We start from the raw sequence: 14,091 nt of genomic DNA, 5'->3' as shown, positions 1-14,091 counted from the left end.
AGGAAATGCGCTCATGGGGCGGAAGTTTACAAGCTTTCAGGAAAATTGCAAAGGGAGATTCAGGTGGTTGTGAGGATTTTTTACGGTTTTACCCCTGCAAAGGTCATACGGTGGATCGGGCAGGGGCCGTGCTGTCGCAGAGCGGCAAGATGTGCGGCACTGCCGTAGCCTTTGTGGCGGAGAAAACCGTAGTCGGGATAGAGCTCGTCATAGGCAGACATCATCCGGTCACGGGTGACCTTGGCAATGATTGAGGCTGCGGCAATGGAGGCGGAACGGCTGTCTCCCTGCTTGATGGTTTGCTGGGGCAGGGGGGAGGCGATGGTGGTAATACCGTCTATCAGGAGCAGGTCCGGGCTGGCTGACAAGGCCTGAACCGCTGCAAGCATCGCCCGGCGGGTCGCCTGCAGGATATTGATCTGGTCAATGGTTGCCGCATCAACCTGTCCAACGCCAACGGCGAGGGCTCTGGCCATGATCAGTTCAAATAAGCGTTCGCGACGCTGCTCGGTCAGTTTTTTGGAATCATTGACCCCTTCAACCGGTGCTTCAGGGTTGAGTATCACTGCCGCAGCAACGACCGGCCCGGCCAGAGGACCGCGACCGGCCTCATCAATGCCGGCTACGAACATGTACCCGTTTGCCCGGGCCTGACGTTCAAAATGGTAGAGATCGTGTGGAGGCAGTTCAAAAAGGAGATCGTGCATGGGGATGAAAAAAGCCCCGCTGGTGAGCGGGGCTTTGCATAATCAGGCCTGACCTGGAACGTACTTGCGCTCGCGAATCCGGGCAGCCTTGCCTTTGAGTTTGCGCAGGTAGTACAGCTTGGCACGGCGAACGTGACCACGGGTTACCACCTCAATCTTCTCGACCGTGGGGGAGTGCAGAGGGAATACCCGCTCAACGCCGATGCCGTTGGAGATCTTGCGAACGGTGAATGATTCGCGGATGCCACCGTTCTGGCGTGAGATAACGACACCTTGATAGGCCTGGATCCGTTGCTTGTCACCTTCCACAATCTTAACGTGGACCTTGACTGTATCACCGGTCTTGAAGACCGGCGTATTCTTTTTCATCTGCTCAAATTCAATGATGTCGATGGTGTTCATGGTACTGTTCCTCCTCAGATATAACCTTTTTCAGGTTTCGTTGTTATGGGCGTTCTCCCAGCAGTCGATCCAGCATAATCGCCAGAGCCGAGCGAACCGGCAAATGATTGTAAGCACCATGCCCCTGGATCGGCTCCAGGATGGTGGTGGCCTGTTCAAAGATCTCGTCAGCCAGCCCCCAGCCGGTACCAAGCAACAGCAGGTGCTGTTGGTCCTTGTCCTGAAGCTGCCGGCGCAGGGCGGTAAACGATACGGCATCGGGCCGGCGGGCAGCCCCGGTGGCGATAATGTTTACCGGTTGTTGGTGCCCCTGCTGCAAATCGGCCAGGGCATCCTGAAGACTCTGCACAGGCCTGACGATCGAGAGCGCTTCACGCCGGTCCGGGTTGTAATCGGCTCCCCAGCCTGAGTCCCAATGGGTCACAATCCGTTGGATCAGCTGTTGCTGCTCCTCGGACGGTGTAACCAGATAGTAGCGGGACAGGCCAAAGGTCCGGGCGGTCCGGGCAATGTCATGGATATCAAGGTTTGTAAAGGCCGTGGTTACCAGCTGCCGATGCTTGTTATAAACCGGGTAATGCAACAGAGCAACCGCCAGGTTAACCGACATGTAAAACCCCTAGTGAACGTAAAAAGAGCTTGTCTGCAGCGCTTAAGGCTGCATGGGCCAGCAGGTCCGGCCGTCGCTCTGCCGTGCGCTTAAGCGCCTGTTCCCGTCGCCATCGTGCAATCTCTGTGTGGTTGCCGGAGAGAAGCGGAGCCGGTACCGGCAAACCGTTAAACTCAGGTGGACGCGTGTACTGGGGGTACTCAAGCAGTCCATCCCCAAACGAGTCGGTCAGTGCAGATTCGTCAGATCCAAGTACCCCTGGAATCAGCCGGGTCACACTGTCGACAATAACCATGGCTGCAAGCTCTCCGCCTGAGAGTACGTAGTCACCAATCGAGATCTCATGATCAACATAGTGCTGGTGAATCCGCTCATCAACCCCTTCATACCGGCCGCAGAGGATAATCAGTCCCGGTTTGCGGGAGAGTTCCTGGGCCAGTGCATGGGTGAACGGCCTACCCTGTGGTGTTGTTAAAAGAACAGTGGCGTCAGCGTTCAGCTGTTTGGCCGATTCAATGGCAGCTGCGAGTGGCTCCGGTTTCATCAGCATGCCAGCACCGCCGCCGTAGGGTGTATCATCGACGGTACGGTGACGGTCAGTGGTATAATCGCGAATCTGGTGCAGGCCGATCTGGATCAGCCCCTTGTCCTGTCCCCTGCGAATGATGCTTTCATCAAACGGTCCCCGGAACATGTCGGGGAAGAGGGTCAGGATGTCAAATCGCATACAGGCTTTCAAAAACGGTCTCAAAGATCAAGCAACCCTTCCAGCGGGGTGATGGTCATGGTGCCGGCCTGCAGGTTCACGCTGCTGATGACACTGGCAATGGCCGGAATCAGGTACTCGCGTTGCGTTGCCTCATCCCGGACCAGATAGACGTCATTGGCACCGGTTTCCAGGATATCCTTGATGGTGCCCAGCGTCTGACCTGCATCAGTCACAACTGAAAGGCCGAGCAGATCCTGCCAGTAGTACTCGTCGGCGTCGGGTGGTGGCAGTTGCTCCCGCTGCAGCAGCAGTTCGCACCCGGTTAACTCCTGGGCCTTTTCAATGGTGTCAAATCCTTCCAGTGTCAGCAGAAACTTGCCACTGTGATAAGCGGCCTTCTTGAGCTGAATCTGTCGGATGGCACCGGCAGGAAAACGGATCTGTACGTTTTTAGCTGCCTGCAGGCTTGCAAGGTTGCCGGAGTAGGAATGCAGCCGCAACTGGCCTCGAATGCCATGGGTGCCACTGATTCGACCGACGGCAATCAGGTTGTCGCTGGAAACATCCATTATTCAACGATCTTGAGAATCGCCTTCTTGTTATCCCGGGTGGCCACGGCATTCAGGAGTGTCCGGACCGCCTTGGCAGTCCGGCCTTCCTTGCCTATGATCCGCCCCATATCTTCCTTGGCCACGGACAGCTTGATAACCAAAGTATCATCCTCCATCTCTTCGGAGGTGACCACTTTGGAGGGGTCGTCGACAAGAGCCTGCGCGATGGTTTCGACAAGTGCTTTCATCTGGCGTACCTCTGCTTCGTAGTGTCCGGCCAGGCCGGGATAGAGCAAGAAGCGTTCTACTAGGCTGCCTGGGCTGCCTTCTCCAGGATGCCTTCTTTTTTCAGAATCTGATTAACGGTATCGGTGGGCTGTGCACCCTTGTCAAGCCAGGCGACTACCTTTTCCACATTCAGCTTCAGAACAGCCGGATTTTTGGTGGGGTCATAGTAACCGACGTTTTCAATGAAGCGGCCATCACGGCGTGAACGCTCATCGGCAATCACTACCTGATAAAAAGGGCGCTTCTTGGCGCCGTGACGCTGCAGTCTGATTTTTGTTGCCATTGTGTATTTCCTCCTGCGTTGTGTCTCGATTTTATGAAAATGCGAGTTGGTTAGAGTGTCAGTTCATTAACGGCCAAAAGGGAACATCCCTTTACCAAGTCCCCCCAGATTGCCAAGTCCTGGTAAACCGCCCATCCCCTTCATCAGGTTTTTGGGTCCCATTTTTGTCAGTTGCTTCATCATCTTCTGCGCTTCAGTAAAACGTTTCAGCAGCAGGTTTATTTCCTGTACGGTTGTGCCGCTGCCCTTGGCGATCCGCAGACGGCGGCTGCCGTTGATAATGCCGTGGTCGGCCCGCTCTGCCGGGGTCATGGAACGGATGATTGCCTCAATCCGCTTCATCTCCTTTTCGCTGGGCTGGGCCCCCTGCATCTGTTTTACCATCTTGCCCATGCCGGGGATCATCCCCATGATCGACTCGAGGGAACCGAGTTTCTTGATCTGTTGCAGCTGGGCCAGAAAGTCCTCAAGGTCAAACTGGTTTTTCTTCAGTTTCTGGGTAAGGCGGGCAGTCTCTTTTTCATCAAGGGCTGACTGGGCCTTCTCCACCAGGGTCAGCACATCACCCATTCCCAGAATGCGCGAAACCAGCCGGTCCGGGTGGAATACCTCAAGGGCATCCAGCTTCTCGCCCAGGCCGACAAACTTGACCGGCGCGCCGGTAACCGCCTTGATCGAAAGGGCGGCGCCACCCTTGGCGTCACCATCCAGCTTACTGAGTATGACGCCTGTGATGCCGAGGCGGTCATTAAAACCGCTGGCAACCGTAACCGCTTCCTGTCCGGTCATGGCGTCTGCCACAAACAGGATCTCACGGGGCTGAGCGGCGCCCTTGATCCGCTCCAGCTCGCTCATCAGGAAGTCATCAATCTGATGACGGCCTGCCGTGTCAAGCAGAACCGTATCAAAACCGTTCAATTCCGCAAAACGGAGCGCTGCCGTTGCGATCTCAACCGGATCCTGATCTGCCCGGGAGTCAAAGACATCGATATTCAGCTGCCGTCCGACGGTTTTGAGCTGCTCGATGGCCGCAGGACGGTAGACATCGGCGGGCACCAGCAGGGGACGACGTTTCTGTTTGCGCAGCCAGCTGCCCAGTTTGCCGCAGGTGGTCGTTTTACCCGCACCCTGCAGGCCGACCAGCATTAACGTCACCGGAGGCTTTGCCGCCAGATCAAGGGCGTTGTCCTGGTCGCCCCCCATCAGGGTGATCAGTTCATCATGGACAATCCTGACGACCTGTTGACCTGGTGCCAGGCTCTGCATGACTTCGGTGCCGACTGCCTTCAGGCGGACGTTCTCAACAAAGTCTTTGACAACCTTGAAATTAACGTCAGCCTCAAGCAGCGCCAGGCGAACTTCGCGCAGGGCGTCCTTGATGTTGTCCTCAGTCATCACCCCCTGGCCGCGGAGCTTCTTGAAGACTGATTCCAGTTTATCCGAAAGGTTATCAAACATTAGTGTCAGTAGACTCAGGGTATCCTAAAAGGAGCAAACTATAAGGGGAGTTATGTTTGCTTGTCAAGAAATATCTGCCATATCTATAGTTTGATGACCAAAGCCGCCGCCAGCAGGTTCTCGGCCGTGCTGAACATGTTCGTGACCTGGCCTGCGGCAAGCTGATCCTTTTTCTTGAAATAATCAAGGCAGACACCGCAGGCAAAGATTTCCGTGCCCCGTTCTTCCAGTCGTTTGAGGGCCTCTACGGTCTCGGCCCCTGCTGTGGCCAGCAGGACACCACTGTTTAACAGCAGGATGCGGTCAGGCTGCTGCGGGGTCTCAAGCAGGGTGAAGAGAAAATTTTTCATCAGCAGTTGGCCGAGTTCTTCCGGACCCTCTCCCAGCCGGTCCGAGGTGACAAGCAGCACGCGCTCGCCTGCCGGTCCTCCCGTCTGTCCGGCCGGTTCCGCTATCGCAGTGGTTCCAGAACTGCTCAACTGGAGTGACCAGCCGTCCCCCTGGGCGGTTTCGGTGACCAGATAACCCCGGTTTCTGGCAAAACGTCCGACGTTTTCCCGGGGGGCGCCATCGTCCACCAGCACGCAGACCCCGGCTGCAGACTCTTCAAGGGCTTTTTTGGTGGCAATGACCGGTGCTGGGCAGGCCTGACCACGGCAATCAATGGTTTTCATGGTTGAACTCCTGAAGAATAATGTACTCGGCGTCCCGTAGCTGGCATAAAAAAGCAGGCAGCAGTGACTGATCGGCCAGGAGCTGCATGACCGGTTCGCGCAGTTTTTCGTCAAAACGGATCGCGAGGCCGCAGTCGGCCTGCACGGCACGCGGGGCCGGAATCAGCATGATCGGCAGTCCCTGCGCCTTGAGCAGTCCCTCGGCCTTTAGAACCCGGTGGGTCGAGTTGAATACCGCCAGATACTGTCCTTCCTCAACCACCTGCTGGCCCATACAAGTGTACTCCTTGATGCGACGTGATTGACAACTGTAGTCGAACTTCTTACTATGCCGAAAAGGGGATAACCATGCAAGATTCATTTGCCCTTGCCGGGCTGGTCATAGGCGCCTTTCTGGTAAGTATCCCCTGCGGGTACATACGGGAGTCATTCAGAAAATTTTCTCTTCCCTGGTTGTTTTTCGCCCATCTGCCGATTCCGCTTGTGGTTCATTTCAGGCATCTGGCAGGATTCGGCTGGCGCGTCATTCCCCTTACCCTGCTCAGCGCGATAGCCGGGCAGATGGTTGGCGGCAGGTACAAGCGGAGGGTGAAACATGGCAGGAAAGCGTCCCAAAGGCAGCCCTGAACCGATCGGCAGGCTGCTGGCCGGTAGCGGTATCAACCCTGAACTGGCGGCCCGGCTGAAAGACCTGGTGGTCTGGCAGAGCTGGGACCGGGCCGTGGGAGAGGCGATTGCCCGGCGGGCCAGACCGCTGCGGCTGGTTGGCGGGGTCCTGACCGTTGTGGTCTCCAGTGGCCCCTGGATGCAACAGTTGAGCTTTATGAAGGCTGAGCTGCGTGACCGGGTCAACAGCCTGCTGGGTGAGGAGCGGGTCAGGGAGATTGTGCTCAAGGCCGGCAGGATCAGTCGTGACCCGGAAGAGGGCGAGGAGGCCCGTCCGGCACCCAAACCGCTTCCTCCCCAACAGCTTGAGCAGATCAGGCAGCAGGTCAGCTCCGTTGATGATGCTGAATTGCGGCAGGCCCTGCAGGGGCTGATGGAGCATCACTACCGCAACAGGTAGCTTCTACGGCAGCATGCGGTCAATCAACTCCCGGTGCTTGGTTATTGAGGCCCTTCCACCGATCTCCTTTTCCACCAGTACCGTTATCCTCTCCTGATCTTCCTTCAGTATCCCCACAAACCGGTAGCCGCATTTGACCAGATTCTGCTCATCATCCTGCTGATGCCAGACCAGCTCAGCAACGGCGCAGAGCGGCGGTTTTTCATCCTGCAGGTCGATAACCAGGAGCGAGAGATGGGTCGGGGTAGCGCTTTGATCGATGCGCGCCCCCCCGGCGCTGAGATTCAGGACGGTTTCGGACAGCTTCAGGCGGGGAGGATCCGGTTTGTGCAGATCACTGACAACCCGTTTCCACTCCCGCTGGAAGGCTGCCAGTGATGACTTCTGGGGTACGTGCAGCAAGGGCAGCGTGACATCGATACGGGGGGTCTGGCGCCGCTGGTACACGGAAAGCTCACCCAGGGGACGCAGTTGCAGCTCTTCAGGGGAAATCAGCTCCGTAAGCTCAGCCCGAAGCTGTACCCCCATACCCATGGCCTCAGTCGTCAGCTTGAACTGCATCCCCGGTTTCAGGCTCATCACCTCGCCTGAATAGAGCCGGTAGGCGGTTTTCAGCTGGAGCCGGTCATCGTTGCAGAGCACAACCTTGCCGGTGAATGAATCAAAGATGGATTCATCCCGTTCTTCCGAAATATTGATCAGGAAGACTTTCTGTCCACGGATAAAGTAGCGGTCGTAGTTCATCTGGTTGTCATGGTGTCCGTTTGTAGAGTATGCCGGGCGGCGTGCCTATTCGTGAAACATCCGGTCAAGCAGCTCCCAGTTGTGCCTTGGGCGGATCGCCTTTTTGCTCTGTTTCTTCTGACGGTGCTGGATGTAGGCCTGGATGCGCTGCTGATCCGTCTTGCGTATCAGGATAAATCTCCGGCCGATGGCGAGCCTGTCGTCATCCGGCAGGCTGCGGCGCCAGAGCAGCTCTGCAACGGCGCAGACCGGTGCTGTTCCCTGCTCCAGATCAATAAAGGCCATGCAAAGTTCCGACTGCGGGTCTGATTTGTCCACCAGGTGGCGGAAACCACCCACCCCCAGGTTGATCTCGCCGGATTTCAGTTCAAGTTTGGCGCTGCTGCTGTTGGTCAGCATGCTCTGGTAGCGTTCCCATTCGCGCCGGAAGAACGGCAGCGGGGAGGAGCGCGTAAAGGTACGAAAGTCAAGAATCAGGTCCATCCGGGGAACCTGGCTGCGCTGGTACATCTCAAGCTGTTCGGCCGGATGGATAACGATCTCCCTGCCTGAAACCGAGTGAACAGATCCGATAAACTGCATGCCTGATCCATAACTTTCGGCAGTCACCTTGAAGCGCATTCCCGGCTTCAGGGTATACAGATCCCCATGCTGCAGCGGGTAGCGGGGACGCATCACAAACTGGTGATTTTCCGCTGTTGTAATGGTGGCGGAGAAGGCCTCAAAAAGGCTTTTGTCCCGGTCAGCCGAGGTGTTGATCAGGAAGACTTTCTGGCCTCGCGTAAAGTAGGTGGAGTAGTTCATGGCGTCGTCCCCTCACGTTGGGCTGCTACGACCCGGTTACGTCCGGCCTGTTTGGCAGCATACAGGCATTGGTCAGCCAGATTCAGGAGCTGATCCGGGCTGTTGATGGCGCGGCTGTCGGCATGGGTACGGGTCACGCTGCCGAAACTTGCGGTTACGCCCAGGGTGGCCCCCCTGAAGCTGCAGGGAGCAGCCTCAATCAGGCTGCGCAACCGTTCCGCAACCACCCGGCAGCCGGTCCGGTCGGTTTCGGGCAGCACCAGAACAAACTCCTCGCCGCCATAGCGGGCCACCCAGTCAACTTCATGGCGTATCGTGCCTGCAATGATACGGGTGCAGTGCTGCAGAACCGCATCACCGGCCTGGTGGCCCCAGGTGTCGTTGATCTTCTTGAAATGGTCAAGGTCCATCATGATCAGTGACAGGTCGCGCATGTAGCGGTCTGCGCGGCGGATCTCGTGGGGCAGATGCTGATCCAGGTAACCGCGGTTAAAGGCGCCGGTCAGGGCGTCCCGGATCGAGAGCTGTTTGATCTCCTCCAGGCTCTGCTGCAGGGAACTTTCCAGGTCAAGAATCCGGCGGGCCGTCTTGAGGCGTACCATCAGTTCCGCCTCATTGACCGGCTTGATCAGATACTCGTCGGCACCGGCCTCAAGCCCTTCAATCAGTTTCTCCTTGCCTTCCTGTGAGGTCAGCAGGATCAGGTAGGTGTAGCACTCTGCAGCCTGTTCCCGGAAGGCGCGGCAGAACGCGATGCCATCCATCTCCGGCATGACCCAGTCGGTCAGGATGATCGGAAAATAGGTGGAGCGGCAGAGCTCCAGCGCCTCTTTACCGTTGGCAGCCTGACTGACCTGGTATCCTGCATCCTGCAGGGTCTGGCACAGCACTGTCCGCATGAAGCGGTCGTCGTCAACCAGCAGAATCGGGATACCGGTGTCAGCCATGCGGCCTCCGTGAGGTTAGCGGGTCAGTTTGCGATAGGTGATCCGGTGCGGGCGGTCCGCTTCGCTGCCAAGGCGTTTGCGGCGGTCCTCCTCATATTCGGAGTAGTTGCCTTCAAACCAGGTTACCTTTGAATCCCCTTCAAAGGCAAGGATATGGGTGGCGATCCGGTCCAGGAACCAGCGGTCGTGGGAGATAACCACGGCACAGCCGCCGAAGTTCTCCAGCCCTTCCTCCAGTGCCCGCATGGTGTTGACATCCAGATCGTTGGTCGGTTCGTCAAGCAGCAATACGTTGGCGCCGCTTTTCAGTACCTTGGCCAGGTGGACCCGGTTGCGCTCGCCACCGGACAGCATTCCCACCTTTTTCTGCTGATCGCCGCCGGTAAAGTTAAAGCGGGCCACATAGTTGCGGGCATTGACGGTCTGCTTGCCCAGCTGGATCATCTCCTGGCCGTCGCTGATCTCTTCCCACAACAGGCGGTCAGGGTTCAGGGTGTCGCGACTCTGGTCCACATAGGCCACCTGGACCGTATCACCAATCCGGATGGTGCCGCTGTCCGGCGTCTCCGCACCGGTGATCATCCGGAAGAGGGTGGTCTTACCGGCGCCGTTGGGGCCGATCACGCCGACGATCCCGCCGCGGGGCAGCTTGAAGGTCATCCCTTCGTACAGCAGCCGGTCACCGAAACCTTTGCTGACATTATCCGCCTCAATCACGATATCCCCCAGCCGTGGGCCGGCAGGGATGTACAGTTCCAGATCCTTGCCCCGTGCCTCACCTTCCTGCGCTGCCAGATCCTCGTATTTGCTGATCCGCGCCTGGGCCTTGGTATGGCGGCCCTTGGGAGACATCCTTATCCATTCAAGCTCACGTTTCAGGGTCTTCTGACGCTCGCTCTCCTGCTTCTCCTCAACCGCCAGACGTCCCTGTTTCTGCTCCAGCCAGGAGGAGTAATTGCCTTTCCAGGGGATCCCTTCGCCGCGGTCCAGCTCCAGAATCCAGCCGGCCACGTTATCCAGGAAATAACGGTCGTGGGTAACGGCGATCACGGTGCCGCTGTAGCTGTGCAGATGTTTTTCCAGCCAGGCCACGGTCTCGGCATCAAGGTGGTTGGTCGGTTCGTCCAACAGCAGGATGTCCGGTTTTTTCAGCAGCAGGCGGCAGAGGGCCACCCGTCTTCTTTCACCGCCGGAAAGCACCTTGACCGGCGTGTCGCCATCGGGGCAGCGCAGGGCATCCATGGCCAGCTCAAGGCGGGAGTCCAGATCCCAGGCGTCCATATGGTCAAGCTTCTCCTGCAGTACCGCCTGGCGGTCGCACAGCTTTTCAAAATCGGCATCCGGCTCGGAAAACTTGTCGGTAATGCCGTTGAACTCCGCCAAAAGGTCTACGATCTCCTGGCAGCCTTCCTCAACCACCTGCCGGACGGTCTTGTTCTCGTCCAGCTTTGGTTCCTGCTCAAGATACCCCACGGTATAGCCGGGTGACAGCGCCACCTGACCGTTAAACTCGGTATCCACCCCGGCCATGATCTTCAGCAGGGTCGATTTACCGGAGCCGTTCAGACCCAGCACACCGATCTTGGCGCCATAGAAGTAGGATAGGGAAATGTCCTTGATGATCGGCTTCTTATCGTAGAATTTCGATACCCGCATCATGCTATAGATAACTTTTTTGTCGTCAACGCTCACGAACGTCCACCTCCGCTGTTTATAAAGGATTTTTTTATTGCATGGAGTGCCTTGAATGTCAATGGCAAGCGGTCTTTGGAAATGGGATTATAGCTGTCCCAAATAATTATTGATCTTTATTGTGTAGATTGGTATCTGTTAATTTAATACATCTTACATCCTGGAGGGCATCATGAGTGTTGATCTGCAGCAGGCTATCAGGAATTCGATTCAAACGGAAAAAAACGCGATGAATTTTTACCAGATCGGGGCGAGTCATATGAAGGACCCCGCTGCCAGGCGTACCTTTGAACTGTTGGCAAAAGAAGAGCGGGAGCATGCCGGCCATTTTTATAAGATCTATCAGGGCAATGACCTGCCGTCCCTTGAGGCCTTTCTTGACGCCCCTGCCGATGCGGCATCAGGCTGGATGGCTTCAATGAACAAGGTCATTGGGGTAGACTTTACGGAAAAGGCAGCACTTGAGCTGGCGTTGCAGAAAGAGAAAAAACTGGAGGAGGCGCTTCGTGAAACCGCTGCACGGATCGACGATCCGGCGGTCAAGGCGATTTTCGAGTTGAACGCCCGTGAGACCCATAACCATTACCTGCTGATTGAATCCGAGTATGCCAGGGTCATGGGGATGGTGCATGAGAGCGATATGGATACCTTTGTGCGGGAATAGCCACCCGCCGTTTATGCACATCGAATCTTCGCAAAGCCCCTGTCACACCGGCAGGGGCTTTTTCGTGGCAGCACCACCGTTTTGTGCTATACAACCAGTTTTGCAGCTGAATATATCCATTGGGGAGTCCTGGAGTTGTCCATGCGTCTTGTGTTGCGCAGCATGACCATTCTGCTCGTACTGGTGGCCCTGACCGCTAGCGGTTGTACGAAAAAGGCAGAAAAGAAGCTGGCCCGGCCGCCTGCACCGGTGCTGGTTGCCGTTGCCGGCAGGGCCGATATCCCCCAGCGCCTGGCCGCAGTTGGCACCGTTGAAGCGACCGAGAGCGTCGTGGTGCGTCCCCAGATCTCCGGCGAACTGTCCGCTGTCTATTTCACAGAAGGCCAAGAGGTCAGCCGGGGCCAGAAGCTGTTCCAGATGGACCCCCGCTCGTACCATGCCGCACTCAGGAAGGCGGAAGCCTCGCTGGCCCGCAACCGGGTGATCATGGAAAACGCCCTCAAGGATTATCAGCGCTATGCCCAGCTGGTCAAAGAAGGGATTGTCACCCAGGAACAGGCAGAGGCGTACCGCACCAAGGCAGACTCTGCTGCCGCAGATGTCGAGGCCGACAAGGCTGCTGTTGAAAATGCCCGGGTGCAGCTCTCCTACACCACCATGACCGCGCCGATTGCCGGCCGCCTGGGTAATCTGGCGGTCAGCCGGGGGAACGTGGTTGAAGCCAACAAGACCACCCTGGTAACCTTGAACGCGATTGCGCCGATCTACGTGACCTTCAGTCTGCCGGAACGGGAACTGGCAGCGGTCCGCGGGCGGATGGCAGCCGGCAGGATGGCCGTGGAGGCAGAGCTGCCGGGCGGGATCGTTGAACGGGGGCTGGTCAGTTTTCTGGATAACCTGGTTGATACCACAACCGGCACCATCAAGTTAAAGGGGCGTTTTGACAACAGCAGCCGCCGTCTCTGGCCCGGCCAGTTTGTACAGGTTGCCCTGACCCTGGCAGAGCGGAAAGGTGTGGTGGCGGTACCCTCACAGGCGCTGCAGACCGGTCAGAAAGGGACGTTTGTCTATGTGGTGCGGCCCGACCTGACGGCCGAGATGCGGCCGGTTTCGGCTGGGGCCGTCTACAACGGTCTGACCGCGATTGACAAAGGGCTTGCCGTCGGTGAGCAGGTGGTGATTGATGGCCAGCTGCGGGTCTCGCCGGACGCCCGGCTTGAGATCAAAAAGGCCGAACAGCCGCAGCAGGGCGCGCTGAAAATCACCAGCAAACCGTAGTTTTTTTCTTTGCCAGCGGTTGCCAACTGAGCGAAGCCGGGTATACTGGCAGCAGGTAACCAGGGAGTGTCCAGGGCATGGCTTCATACGAACAAACCTTTCTTGAACAACTAACCAATATCCATGGGGTTGATTTCTCAACCTGGCAGGGGTGGGAACAACTGATGACCTGGGTCAAGCGGCAGCCCTGGCGTGAGGAGTTCTTTGGCAGTGAAAAGATCCCGGCCCGCTTGCTCTATCCCCAGACCCTCTGCGAAGAACTTACCCGCTATCTGGGTGGCTAGTGACGCCGCAGCCGGTGGCAGCCTCCCCGCATCGGCAGGCCGAGCGGCTGGTTGGCAGAAGATGGCATGCATTGCAGTATTATTTTACAGGAGGATCTTCAGACCATGAAGCAGTTGATAGGGTACACCCTGGCAGTACTGGCCGTGCTGGCCCCAGTGGCGGGAAACGCCAGCGACGAAGCACTTTTTAACCGGCTTGATGGCGACAAGAACGGTCAGATCAGCCGTGATGAGCTGATCAAGTCGGATCTGGTTGTGGTCAAGGATGCCAAAGGCCAACACCATGTGGTACATCGCGATATGGTCAAGCAGGGGGATGCCGCTGCCCTGACCGAAACACAAAAGCAGCGCCTTTTTGGTCAGATCGATGCGGATAAAAGCGGCCAGATCAGCCGCAAGGAATGGAACCGCGCCTCGCCGAACGGCTTTATTCTCTGGAAATTCTGATTCGCTACTCTCTGGACTGAGGAGGGGGACACCATGCAGATCATACCGGCTGTGCAGGATGGAATTACGATTGCCACGCTTACCGGCAGGATGGATGCCATGACCACGGTTGAGTTTGACCGCTGGTTCAGTGAACAGCGTGCAGGCGGCATAACCCGTCTGGTCCTGAATCTGGAGGGGCTTGGCTACATCAGCAGCGCCGGATTGCGCTCCCTTCTGGCTGCTGCCAAACAGATCAAGATCCACAATGGCGTACTGGTGCTCTGCTGTCTGGGGGGGACGGTCGAAGAGGTGTTCAGGATCTCCGGCTTTCTGAGCATACTGCCCTCGTTCCCCACTGTAGAGGCTGCCTGCGCCTCGTTTCAGTAAGCCGCGTCAGTCCCACGAAGCAGCAGCGGCATACCGGAACCTTTGTCAGAACCGATGCGTGGGCAGCTCTGCATCTCCCCGTTTTCCCCGGCTCCTGCAGCCCTGCAGGGGCCG

Annotated in this window: 21 protein-coding genes; 7 read left to right on the top strand and 14 right to left on the bottom strand. The window is 57.3% G+C overall.

All coding sequences use genetic code 11. From position 1 onward, the window contains the following. Window positions 1-80 precede the first annotated feature (80 nt). The 10 genes from FY034_RS11065 to FY034_RS11020 all read right to left on the bottom strand — a co-directional run bounded on the left by FY034_RS11065 (window position 81) and on the right by FY034_RS11020 (window position 5,956). On the bottom strand, window positions 81-707 hold the full coding sequence (locus FY034_RS11065; RefSeq protein ID WP_265550498.1) for a ribonuclease HII: 627 nt from the start codon (window positions 705-707) through the stop codon (window positions 81-83). A 42-nt stretch (window positions 708-749) separates the two neighbouring features. Continuing rightward, the gene (gene rplS / locus FY034_RS11060; RefSeq protein ID WP_012470502.1) at window positions 750-1,109 is read right to left on the bottom strand and encodes a 50S ribosomal protein L19; all 360 of its coding nucleotides are present in this window, start codon (window positions 1,107-1,109) and stop codon (window positions 750-752) included. 43 nt (window positions 1,110-1,152) lie between these two features. Continuing rightward, window positions 1,153-1,719 carry an RNA methyltransferase gene (locus FY034_RS11055; RefSeq protein WP_265550495.1) on the bottom strand — a complete coding sequence of 189 codons (567 nt, stop codon included), beginning with the start codon at window positions 1,717-1,719 and terminating at the stop codon, window positions 1,153-1,155. Further along, complete coding sequence (gene trmD, locus FY034_RS11050) at window positions 1,709-2,446, bottom strand: tRNA (guanosine(37)-N1)-methyltransferase TrmD (RefSeq protein ID WP_265550493.1); 738 nt, start codon at window positions 2,444-2,446, stop codon at window positions 1,709-1,711. The genes FY034_RS11055 and trmD overlap by 11 nt, the downstream gene beginning before the upstream one ends. Window positions 2,447-2,466: 20 nt before the next feature. Further along, window positions 2,467-2,997, bottom strand: a complete 531-nt coding sequence (rimM, locus tag FY034_RS11045; protein ID WP_265550491.1) for a ribosome maturation factor RimM — start codon at window positions 2,995-2,997, stop codon at window positions 2,467-2,469. Then, a complete protein-coding gene (locus FY034_RS11040; protein WP_012470498.1) occupies window positions 2,997-3,227 on the bottom strand; it encodes a KH domain-containing protein in 231 nt (76 codons plus the stop codon). Before FY034_RS11040 ends, rimM begins: the two co-directional genes overlap by 1 nt. A 59-nt stretch (window positions 3,228-3,286) precedes the next feature. Continuing rightward, window positions 3,287-3,550, bottom strand: a complete 264-nt coding sequence (rpsP, locus tag FY034_RS11035) for a 30S ribosomal protein S16 (protein WP_265550487.1) — start codon at window positions 3,548-3,550, stop codon at window positions 3,287-3,289. Window positions 3,551-3,616: 66 nt separating this feature from the next. Next, on the bottom strand, window positions 3,617-5,008 hold the full coding sequence (ffh, locus tag FY034_RS11030) for a signal recognition particle protein (RefSeq protein WP_265550485.1): 1,392 nt from the start codon (window positions 5,006-5,008) through the stop codon (window positions 3,617-3,619). Window positions 5,009-5,091: 83 nt separating this feature from the next. Continuing rightward, window positions 5,092-5,682, bottom strand: a complete 591-nt coding sequence (yedF, locus tag FY034_RS11025; RefSeq protein ID WP_265550484.1) for a sulfurtransferase-like selenium metabolism protein YedF — start codon at window positions 5,680-5,682, stop codon at window positions 5,092-5,094. Next, entirely contained in the window at window positions 5,669-5,956 is a 288-nt protein-coding gene (locus tag FY034_RS11020) for a DUF3343 domain-containing protein (RefSeq protein WP_265550482.1), read from the bottom strand. Before FY034_RS11020 ends, yedF begins: the two co-directional genes overlap by 14 nt. A 74-nt stretch (window positions 5,957-6,030) precedes the next feature. Between FY034_RS11020 and FY034_RS11015 the strand changes: the two genes are divergently transcribed. Further along, window positions 6,031-6,309 carry a hypothetical protein gene (locus tag FY034_RS11015; RefSeq protein WP_265550480.1) on the top strand — a complete coding sequence of 93 codons (279 nt, stop codon included), beginning with the start codon at window positions 6,031-6,033 and terminating at the stop codon, window positions 6,307-6,309. Beyond that, window positions 6,278-6,748: a DUF721 domain-containing protein gene (locus tag FY034_RS11010; RefSeq protein WP_265550478.1), complete on the top strand. Its 471-nt coding sequence runs from the start codon at window positions 6,278-6,280 to the stop codon at window positions 6,746-6,748. Before FY034_RS11015 ends, FY034_RS11010 begins: the two co-directional genes overlap by 32 nt. Before the next feature lie 3 nt (window positions 6,749-6,751). Here the strand turns inward: FY034_RS11010 and FY034_RS11005 are convergent, their stop codons facing one another. Genes FY034_RS11005 through ettA form a run of 4 tightly spaced genes read right to left on the bottom strand, consistent with a single transcriptional unit; the run spans window position 6,752 to window position 10,935 of the window. Further along, complete coding sequence (locus tag FY034_RS11005) at window positions 6,752-7,492, bottom strand: PilZ domain-containing protein (protein WP_265550477.1); 741 nt, start codon at window positions 7,490-7,492, stop codon at window positions 6,752-6,754. 45 nt (window positions 7,493-7,537) lie between these two features. Continuing rightward, a complete protein-coding gene (locus FY034_RS11000; protein ID WP_265550475.1) occupies window positions 7,538-8,296 on the bottom strand; it encodes a hypothetical protein in 759 nt (252 codons plus the stop codon). Next, complete coding sequence (locus tag FY034_RS10995) at window positions 8,293-9,243, bottom strand: diguanylate cyclase (protein WP_265550473.1); 951 nt, start codon at window positions 9,241-9,243, stop codon at window positions 8,293-8,295. Before FY034_RS10995 ends, FY034_RS11000 begins: the two co-directional genes overlap by 4 nt. A 15-nt stretch (window positions 9,244-9,258) precedes the next feature. Next, a complete protein-coding gene (gene ettA / locus FY034_RS10990) occupies window positions 9,259-10,935 on the bottom strand; it encodes an energy-dependent translational throttle protein EttA (RefSeq protein WP_265550472.1) in 1,677 nt (558 codons plus the stop codon). A 172-nt stretch (window positions 10,936-11,107) separates the two neighbouring features. On the opposite strand from ettA, the gene FY034_RS10985 reads away from it, so the two are divergent. From FY034_RS10985 to FY034_RS10965, 5 genes are all read left to right on the top strand, one after another. Continuing rightward, the gene (locus FY034_RS10985; protein WP_265550470.1) at window positions 11,108-11,599 is read left to right on the top strand and encodes a ferritin-like domain-containing protein; all 492 of its coding nucleotides are present in this window, start codon (window positions 11,108-11,110) and stop codon (window positions 11,597-11,599) included. Window positions 11,600-11,740: 141 nt separating this feature from the next. Continuing rightward, window positions 11,741-12,877, top strand: coding sequence for an efflux RND transporter periplasmic adaptor subunit (locus tag FY034_RS10980; protein ID WP_265550468.1), 1,137 nt, complete (start codon window positions 11,741-11,743; stop codon window positions 12,875-12,877). Window positions 12,878-12,954: 77 nt separating this feature from the next. Next, window positions 12,955-13,161 carry a hypothetical protein gene (locus FY034_RS10975; protein ID WP_012470485.1) on the top strand — a complete coding sequence of 69 codons (207 nt, stop codon included), beginning with the start codon at window positions 12,955-12,957 and terminating at the stop codon, window positions 13,159-13,161. A gap of 105 nt (window positions 13,162-13,266) precedes the next feature. After that, window positions 13,267-13,608, top strand: coding sequence for an EF-hand domain-containing protein (locus FY034_RS10970; RefSeq protein WP_265550466.1), 342 nt, complete (start codon window positions 13,267-13,269; stop codon window positions 13,606-13,608). Between the two features lie 33 nt (window positions 13,609-13,641). Continuing rightward, complete coding sequence (locus FY034_RS10965; RefSeq protein WP_265550463.1) at window positions 13,642-13,977, top strand: STAS domain-containing protein; 336 nt, start codon at window positions 13,642-13,644, stop codon at window positions 13,975-13,977. Window positions 13,978-14,091 lie beyond the last annotated feature (114 nt).

Origin of the sequence: Trichlorobacter lovleyi, assembly GCF_015239775.1 — a bacterium.
Taxonomy (GTDB): Bacteria; Desulfobacterota; Desulfuromonadia; order Geobacterales; family Pseudopelobacteraceae; genus Trichlorobacter; species Trichlorobacter lovleyi_B.
This window is presented reverse-complemented; position numbering and strand designations above follow the sequence as displayed.

What these genes read in the sequence shown, in the direction of transcription:
- FY034_RS11065 (WP_265550498.1), bottom strand. Translation starts at nt 707, where the DNA reads ATGCACGATCTCCTTTTTGAACTGCCTCCACACGATCTCTACCATTTT.
- rplS (WP_012470502.1), bottom strand. Translation starts at nt 1,109, where the DNA reads ATGAACACCATCGACATCATTGAATTTGAGCAGATGAAAAAGAATACG.
- FY034_RS11055 (WP_265550495.1), bottom strand. Translation starts at nt 1,719, where the DNA reads ATGTCGGTTAACCTGGCGGTTGCTCTGTTGCATTACCCGGTTTATAAC.
- trmD (WP_265550493.1), bottom strand. Translation starts at nt 2,446, where the DNA reads ATGCGATTTGACATCCTGACCCTCTTCCCCGACATGTTCCGGGGACCG.
- rimM (WP_265550491.1), bottom strand. Translation starts at nt 2,997, where the DNA reads ATGGATGTTTCCAGCGACAACCTGATTGCCGTCGGTCGAATCAGTGGC.
- FY034_RS11040 (WP_012470498.1), bottom strand. Translation starts at nt 3,227, where the DNA reads ATGAAAGCACTTGTCGAAACCATCGCGCAGGCTCTTGTCGACGACCCC.
- rpsP (WP_265550487.1), bottom strand. Translation starts at nt 3,550, where the DNA reads ATGGCAACAAAAATCAGACTGCAGCGTCACGGCGCCAAGAAGCGCCCT.
- ffh (WP_265550485.1), bottom strand. Translation starts at nt 5,008, where the DNA reads ATGTTTGATAACCTTTCGGATAAACTGGAATCAGTCTTCAAGAAGCTC.
- yedF (WP_265550484.1), bottom strand. Translation starts at nt 5,682, where the DNA reads ATGAAAACCATTGATTGCCGTGGTCAGGCCTGCCCAGCACCGGTCATT.
- FY034_RS11020 (WP_265550482.1), bottom strand. Translation starts at nt 5,956, where the DNA reads ATGGGCCAGCAGGTGGTTGAGGAAGGACAGTATCTGGCGGTATTCAAC.
- FY034_RS11015 (WP_265550480.1), top strand. Translation starts at nt 6,031, where the DNA reads ATGCAAGATTCATTTGCCCTTGCCGGGCTGGTCATAGGCGCCTTTCTG.
- FY034_RS11010 (WP_265550478.1), top strand. Translation starts at nt 6,278, where the DNA reads ATGGCAGGAAAGCGTCCCAAAGGCAGCCCTGAACCGATCGGCAGGCTG.
- FY034_RS11005 (WP_265550477.1), bottom strand. Translation starts at nt 7,492, where the DNA reads ATGAACTACGACCGCTACTTTATCCGTGGACAGAAAGTCTTCCTGATC.
- FY034_RS11000 (WP_265550475.1), bottom strand. Translation starts at nt 8,296, where the DNA reads ATGAACTACTCCACCTACTTTACGCGAGGCCAGAAAGTCTTCCTGATC.
- FY034_RS10995 (WP_265550473.1), bottom strand. Translation starts at nt 9,243, where the DNA reads ATGGCTGACACCGGTATCCCGATTCTGCTGGTTGACGACGACCGCTTC.
- FY034_RS10985 (WP_265550470.1), top strand. Translation starts at nt 11,108, where the DNA reads ATGAGTGTTGATCTGCAGCAGGCTATCAGGAATTCGATTCAAACGGAA.
- FY034_RS10980 (WP_265550468.1), top strand. Translation starts at nt 11,741, where the DNA reads ATGCGTCTTGTGTTGCGCAGCATGACCATTCTGCTCGTACTGGTGGCC.
- FY034_RS10975 (WP_012470485.1), top strand. Translation starts at nt 12,955, where the DNA reads ATGGCTTCATACGAACAAACCTTTCTTGAACAACTAACCAATATCCAT.
- FY034_RS10970 (WP_265550466.1), top strand. Translation starts at nt 13,267, where the DNA reads ATGAAGCAGTTGATAGGGTACACCCTGGCAGTACTGGCCGTGCTGGCC.
- FY034_RS10965 (WP_265550463.1), top strand. Translation starts at nt 13,642, where the DNA reads ATGCAGATCATACCGGCTGTGCAGGATGGAATTACGATTGCCACGCTT.